The organism is Spirulina subsalsa CS-330, assembly GCF_028330765.1.
Classification (GTDB): Bacteria; Cyanobacteriota; Cyanobacteriia; order Cyanobacteriales; family Spirulinaceae; genus Spirulina; species Spirulina subsalsa_A.
Map to the genome: position 1 here is coordinate 22442 of NZ_JAQMTY010000174.1, position 6777 is coordinate 29218.

The window sequence follows — 6777 nt, forward strand, 5'->3', positions numbered from 1 at the left end:
GTTAAACGCCCTTTTTCTGGGGGAGAAGGATTGGAGTTGAGGGATTGAAATACGAAGAAGGGCAAGAATGACTCAGGTGAAATTACCCAACTTACCCAAACCGAGGCGCGATCGCGCCCCTCGTTGGCCCTGGATTGCGCCCCCCGATCCGCGCCCCTTACCGCCCCATTGCCCCAAACTTACCATCGTCATCCCCAGCTACAACCAAGGGGATTATCTGGAAGCGACCCTGCGATCGATCCTGCTCCAAGGCTATCCCGCCCTCGAAATTTGGGTTATTGATGGCGGCAGTACGGATCAAACCCTGGCGGTTCTCCAGATGTATCGCGAGTGGGTGCAGTGGATCAGCGAACCGGATCGGGGGCAGTCCGATGCGGTGAATAAAGGGTTACAGCGAGCAACGGGGGACTGGATCGGCTGGCAAAATTCCGATGATACCTATGCCCCCGATGCCTTCGCCCATTTCGCCCACGCCCTCGCGGAGCAGCCCGACAGCGAGGTGATCTATGGCCGCCTCGATCACATCAATGCGGCGGGCGAATATCTGTTTCCGTACCCCGTGACCGAAGCAACAGTGGGCACGATGATCCCCTATTCGGCGGTGACCAATCACGCCGTTTTTTTTCGTCGCGCCATCATCGACGCGGGGCAGGGGTTGGATCTGACCTATCACCACTGTATGGATCAAGAGTTTATTTTGCGGCTGCTGCTGCGGGGCTATCGCTTCACCTTCACGCCTTATCTATTAGCCCATTGGCGCTTGCATGAGCAGAGTAAATCAACGCAACAGATGGAAATCTGGGCGCGGGAGGCGTTTCGGCTCTGTCAGCAGGTCTATGGGGCGGAGGTGGCTCCGGAGGTGCGGGCGAAGGCGCGGGACTGCCTGTATAGTTTGTGTGCGGATAGTTTTGCGAAGGGACGGCTTGGGGTGTTTCGGGAACAGGTGGCGGTGTTGCGATCGCAATTCCACCTCACGCCCTCCCTCTGGCTCAAGTCCCATCTCGCCAAGCTGCCGGGGATACGTCACCTGATCCGCTGGAAGGCAAGCCTACGAGGAAGAGAGGGTTAACGATGGTGAATCTGGCCTATCGGGCGGCGCGGTGGAAAGGGGCGATGATGCGGCGCTGGTATCGGGCGCGATTGCCGCAGCTTGTTCGCCGTCCGGGACTGTGGCGCGATCGCCTCCCCGCCTCGGTCTATGCCCTCTCCTGTGGTCGCGATCTCCCGGAACAGGTGGCCAGTGTGCGATCGCTGTTCACCTATGCCGGTGTGCCCGATCGCTACGTGATCGTCTCGGACGGCAGCTACAGCCCCGCCCAGATTGACCTCCTCACCGCCCTGCATCCCTGCGTTCAAGTCATCCCCCTCACGGACTTCGCCGATCCCGCCCTACCACCCGAAGTCACCACCTACGCCCACCTCAACCCGATGGGCAAAAAGTTAATGATGATCTGCTCGATCCCAATCCAGGGGCCGACGATCTACAGCGATTCGGATATTTTTTGTTTTCCGGGGGCGCAGCAGTTGCGCGATCGCCTCACCGCCCCCGGTGATCACTCTTTCTATCTCCCCGACGCAGACCCCGCCTTCGATCGCCGCATCTTAACCGGCATCCCCGATCGCGAACCGATCAACGGTGGGTTTATCATCTTTCGGCGCGTCCCCGACTGGGGCGAAGCGATGGCACGATTTCTCGCCCTTGATGGCCCGCCCAATTATTTCACCGAACAAACCATGATGCACCTCACCCTCCACCGCGACGGCGCACAACCCCTAGAGCGCGATCGCTACATCATGGGCCGCGAGGATGAATTCCACTGGCGCGATCGCTACGCGGGCGATCGTACCGTTTTGCGCCACTACGTTACCCCCGTGCGGCATAAATTTTGGGGCAATTGGCAGTATTTAACCTGAGCGATCGTGCCCTCATCCCTAGCCCTTCTCCCCCAGGCGAAGGGAACGAAAAGCCCTCTCCAGCGGGAGAGGGTGGGGTGAGGGGGTCGGGCTGCGTACAATACGAATTAGACCACATTTAACCTGAGCGATCGTGCCCTCGTCCCTAGCCCTTCTCCCTTAGGAGAAGGGAACGAAAAGCCCTCTCCAGCGGGAGAGGGTGGGGTGAGGGGATCAAGCTGAGTACAATACGAATTAGACCACATTTAACCTGAGCGATCGTGCCCTCATCCCTAGCCCTTCTCCCCCAGGCGAAGGGAACGAAAAGCCCTCTCCAGCGGGAGAGGGTGGGGTGAGGGGATCAAGCTGCGTACAATACGAATCAGACCACACGCCAGAGGTGAAAAAATGTTAACCGTCGTTTCGCCCGAAACACTCTATTTATCCGCCGGAACCGTGATGCGATCGCCGGCCACTTGGCAAGAGTATCAAACCCTCTGCGAACAGCGGGGCGACCATTCAATTCCTCGGCTTAAATATCGTTTTGGAGAAGTATTGTTAATGTCCCCACTACCGAAACATGGTCGTGATGTTAGTTTAATTGCGGACATCATCAAAGTCCTACTGGATTCCTTGAATCAAGAGTATGATTCATTTACTCCCGTAACGATGCAACTGCCCGAAACAAGCGGCATTGAACCGGATTATTGTTTTTACATCGACCATTGGCAAACGGTTTCGGGCAAAGACCGGATTGATTGGCGCAATGATCCGCCGCCCGACTTGGTGTTAGAAATTGACATCACAAGTTATTCCGATGTGCGAGATTATTTACCCTATCAAGTGCCGGAAGTGTGGCTGTTTCGCAATCAAAAACTGGTAATTTATCAATTGCAAACTGATGAATATACCATCACACCCCAAAGCCGCTATTTCCCTGCGATTAACGTGGCGGATGTGGTCGCTCAGGGTTTAGACATTGCCTATCAGCGCAACACTAGCGCCGCCATTCGGAGCTTGAAACAGCAGTTAAGAAAGCGGGAACTGGACTAGCAAAATGTCTGAACCGCGATCGCCCCCTGAACCCTCACCCCACCTCAAATAAATCGGCAGGGCTGGGCTAAGGCTCGCTGTAATAGATCCTGATAGGCGCGATCGCCCACCACATAGGCCCCGAAGCGTTCTAGGTGGGGATTTTGTAATTGGGCATCAAAGAGGGTGAATTGGCGCGATCGCAAATGTTCCACCAGCTTCACCATCGCCACCTTCGACCCCTCCGGAATCTGGAAAAACATCGATTCGCCAATAAAGGCCCCCCGAATCGCCAGCCCTAAAATTCCCCCCGCGAGGCGATCGCCCTGCCAGGTTTCAAAACTATGGGCCCAGCCCGCCCGGTGCAACTGGAAATAAATGTCTTGCAGTTCCGGCGAGATCCACGTAGTTTCCCGCGCCGCACAGCCGGCACAGACCGCCGCAAAATCGCGATCGATCGCCACCGTGAAACGATTTTGATTCAGCGATCGCCGCAACGACTTCGGAAACCGAAACCGCTCATCTAAGGGAATCAGCGCCCGCTTCTGGCTCGTATACCAGCCCAACTCCTCCTGCTCATCCGCCATCAGAAAATAGCCCTGGGAATATCCGTCAATGATCGTTGCTGTATCAATCTGCATCTTGTTCATTTGCCTATCACCCCAAGACCCTGCCGCTAACCCTGCGATCGCCCCCTGCACTCAAAGCCCATGATGATACCATGGTTATCTGTAGGCCGTAGTGACAGCGCAACAAGACTCAACGCGCTCCATTGCCCACATCACCGTTTTATAATCGAAAACCACCGCTCACCCATGGGGCTGTTTTAAGAGGTATGTTTAAAAACTTATTTGGCGATCCCAACACTCGCAAACTCAAAAAATTTCAACCCCTTGTGGCCGATGTCAACGCCATCGAAGAGGACATTCAAGCCCTATCCGATGATGAACTGCGGAGCAAAACCTTTGAATTTAAAGAGCAACTCGCCAAAGCTCGCACCGACTTAGAACGCAGCGATATCCTTGATGATATCCTCCCCGAAGCCTTCGCCGTCGTTCGTGAAACCGGCCTGCGCGTCTTGGGCATGCGTCACTTTGATGTCCAACTGATCGGCGGCATGGTACTCCACAGCGGCCAAATCGCCGAAATGCGCACCGGGGAAGGCAAAACCCTCGTCTCCACCCTTCCCGCCTACCTCAACGCCCTCAGCGGTCACGGTGTCCATGTTGTCACCGTCAACGACTACCTCGCCCGCCGTGATGCCGAATGGATGGGACAAATTCACCGCTTCCTCGGCCTCAGCGTCGGCTTGATCCAAGCGGGGATGAGTCCCGCCGAACGCAAGAAAAACTACGCCTGTGATGTCACCTACGCCACCAACAGCGAACTGGGGTTTGATTATCTGCGCGACAACATGGCCACCGCCATGGATGACGTGGTACAGCGGCCCTTTAACTACTGCGTGATTGACGAAGTGGATTCCGTGCTGATCGACGAAGCCCGCACCCCGCTGATCATTTCCGGCCAAGTGGAGCGCCCCACGGAAAAATATCTCCGCGCCGCCGAAATTGCCCGCCAACTCTTCCCCCAAAACGAAGAAGAGGGCACGGGGGAATACGAAGTGGATGAAAAAGCCCGTAACGTCTTGCTCAATGATGAAGGCTTTGCCAAAGCAGAGGAATTGTTGGGCGTGACGGATCTTTACGACCCTGAAGATCCTTGGGCGCATTATATTTTCAACGCGATTAAAGCGAAAGAACTCTTCATCCCCGATGTGAACTACATCGTGCGCGATGACGAGATTGTGATTGTGGATGAATTTACCGGCCGAGTGTTGAAGGGTCGCCGTTGGAGTGATGGTTTGCACCAAGCGATCGAGGCCAAAGAAGAGGTGAAGATCCAAAATGAAACCCAAACCCTCGCCACAATTACCTATCAAAACTTCTTCCTGCTCTATCCGAAATTGGCAGGGATGACGGGGACGGCGAAAACGGAAGAGGCGGAATTTGAAAAAATCTATGACCTCCAGGTGACGATCATTCCCACCAACTTGCCTACCCGTCGCTTTGATATGGCGGATGTGGTCTATAAGACGGAAGAGGCGAAGTGGACAGCCGTGGCGATGGAATGCAAAGAGATGCACGAACTGGGCCGCCCGGTGTTGGTGGGGACGACTAGTGTTGAAAAGTCGGAAGTCCTCGCGAAGTTGCTGCAAGGGTTGCAGATTCCCCATAATCTCCTCAATGCGCGACCGGAAAATGTGGAACGGGAATCGGAAATTGTCGCCCAAGCGGGCCGTAAAGGGGCGGTGACGATCGCAACGAACATGGCGGGTCGCGGGACAGATATTATCTTGGGGGGGAACTCGGACTATATGGCCCGTCTCAAGGTGCGGGAATACCTGATGCCCAAGATTGTCATGCCCGAAGACAAGGAATTAATGGTCAGCGTGCCGGGGGTGAAGGGGAAACGGAAATCCGCCCAAGGCTTCGGGGATGACGCAAAACCGCCGAAAACCTGGAAAGCCTCCTCGGATATTTTCCCGACGGAGTTGTCCAGCCAGGCGGAAACGCTGCTCAAGGACGTGGTGGCGTTGGCGGTGCAGCAGTATGGCGAGCAGAGTCTGCCGGAATTGGAGGCGGAAGAGAAGATTGCGATCGCCGCTGAAAATGCCCCCGTTGATGATCCGGTGCTCGAAAAACTGCGGGAAATCTACAACACGATCCGCCGCGAATACGAAGCCCTCACCGGCAAAGAGCACGACGAAGTGATTCAACTCGGCGGCCTCCATGTCATCGGCACCGAACGCCACGAATCTCGCCGGATTGATAACCAATTGCGGGGCCGCGCCGGTCGTCAGGGTGACCCCGGTTCGACGAAATTTTTCCTCAGTTTGCAGGATAATTTGTTGCGGATTTTTGGGGGCGATCGCGTCGCCGGCCTAATGAATGCCTTCCGCGTTGAAGAAGATATGCCCATCGAATCCGGGATGCTGACCCGCTCCCTCGAAGGCGCACAGAAAAAAGTCGAAACCTTCTACTACGACACCCGCAAACAGGTGTTCGAGTACGACGAAGTGATGAACAACCAACGCCGCGCCATCTATGCCGAGCGTCGCCGCGTTCTCGAAGGCTTCGACCTCAAAGAACAGGTGATCGGCTACGCTGAGCGCACCATGGACGACATCACCGACGCTTACACTAACCCGGAATTGCCCCCCGAAGAATGGAAACTCAATGATCTCGTTGGCAAAACCAAGGAGTTTATCTACCTCCTCGCCGATCTAGAGCCGAAACACCTCGAAGACATGACGATCGGGGAAATTAAAACCTTCCTCCATGAAGAAGTCCGCAAAGCCTACGACCTCAAAGAACATCAGATCGACAAAATCCAGCCCGGCCTGATGCGCCAAGCGGAGCGGTTCTTTATCTTGCAGCAAATTGATACCCTCTGGCGGGAACACCTCCAAGCCATGGATGCGTTGCGGGAGTCGATCGGGCTGCGGGGCTACGGTCAAAAAGATCCCCTGATCGAATACAAGCAGGAGGGCTATGAAATGTTCCTCGAAACGATGATCGATATTCGTCGTAACGTGGTTTACTCCCTCTTTCAATTCCAGCCCCAAGGTCAAACCCAAACCCAAACCCAAACCGTCTAGATCCCCCCTGCCCCCCTTAAAAAAGGGGGGTGATCCTCCTTAAAACCAGATCCCCCCTGCCCCCCTTAAAAAAGGGGGTGATCCTCCTTAAAACCAGATCCCCCCTGCCCCCTTGAAAAGGGGGGTGATCCTCCTTAAAACCAGATCCCCCCTGCCCCCCTTAAAAAAGGGGGGTGATCCTCCTTAAAACCAGA

The 6777-nt window shown here is 55.3% G+C and carries 5 protein-coding genes; 4 read left to right on the forward strand and 1 reads right to left on the reverse strand.

The genetic code is table 11. From position 1 onward, the window contains the following. Positions 1–67: 67 nt before the first annotated feature. The 3 genes from PN477_RS12175 (at position 68) to PN477_RS12185 (ending at position 2946) form a co-directional block, all read left to right on the forward strand. Positions 68–1069, forward strand: coding sequence for a glycosyltransferase family 2 protein (locus PN477_RS12175; RefSeq protein WP_272117429.1), 1002 nt, complete (start codon positions 68–70; stop codon positions 1067–1069). Positions 1070–1071: 2 nt separating this feature from the next. Beyond that, entirely contained in the window at positions 1072–1914 is an 843-nt protein-coding gene (locus PN477_RS12180) for a hypothetical protein (RefSeq protein ID WP_272117430.1), read from the forward strand. A 387-nt stretch (positions 1915–2301) separates the two neighbouring features. Next, positions 2302–2946, forward strand: coding sequence for a Uma2 family endonuclease (locus PN477_RS12185; protein WP_272117432.1), 645 nt, complete (start codon positions 2302–2304; stop codon positions 2944–2946). Positions 2947–2990: 44 nt separating this feature from the next. Here PN477_RS12185 and aat read toward each other — a convergent pair whose 3' ends face one another. Beyond that, positions 2991–3566, reverse strand: coding sequence for a leucyl/phenylalanyl-tRNA--protein transferase (gene aat / locus PN477_RS12190; RefSeq protein WP_417158801.1), 576 nt, complete (start codon positions 3564–3566; stop codon positions 2991–2993). Between the two features lie 194 nt (positions 3567–3760). Here aat and secA point away from each other — a divergent pair, with 194 nt between their 5' ends. After that, a complete protein-coding gene (gene secA / locus PN477_RS12195) occupies positions 3761–6583 on the forward strand; it encodes a preprotein translocase subunit SecA (protein WP_272117437.1) in 2823 nt (940 codons plus the stop codon). The last annotated feature ends 194 nt before the right edge of the window (positions 6584–6777 follow it).

What these genes read in the sequence shown, in the direction of transcription:
- secA (WP_272117437.1), top strand. Translation starts at nt 3,761, where the DNA reads ATGTTTAAAAACTTATTTGGCGATCCCAACACTCGCAAACTCAAAAAA.
- PN477_RS12175 (WP_272117429.1), top strand. Translation starts at nt 68, where the DNA reads ATGACTCAGGTGAAATTACCCAACTTACCCAAACCGAGGCGCGATCGC.
- PN477_RS12180 (WP_272117430.1), top strand. Translation starts at nt 1,072, where the DNA reads ATGGTGAATCTGGCCTATCGGGCGGCGCGGTGGAAAGGGGCGATGATG.
- aat (WP_417158801.1), bottom strand. Translation starts at nt 3,566, where the DNA reads ATGCAGATTGATACAGCAACGATCATTGACGGATATTCCCAGGGCTAT.
- PN477_RS12185 (WP_272117432.1), top strand. Translation starts at nt 2,302, where the DNA reads ATGTTAACCGTCGTTTCGCCCGAAACACTCTATTTATCCGCCGGAACC.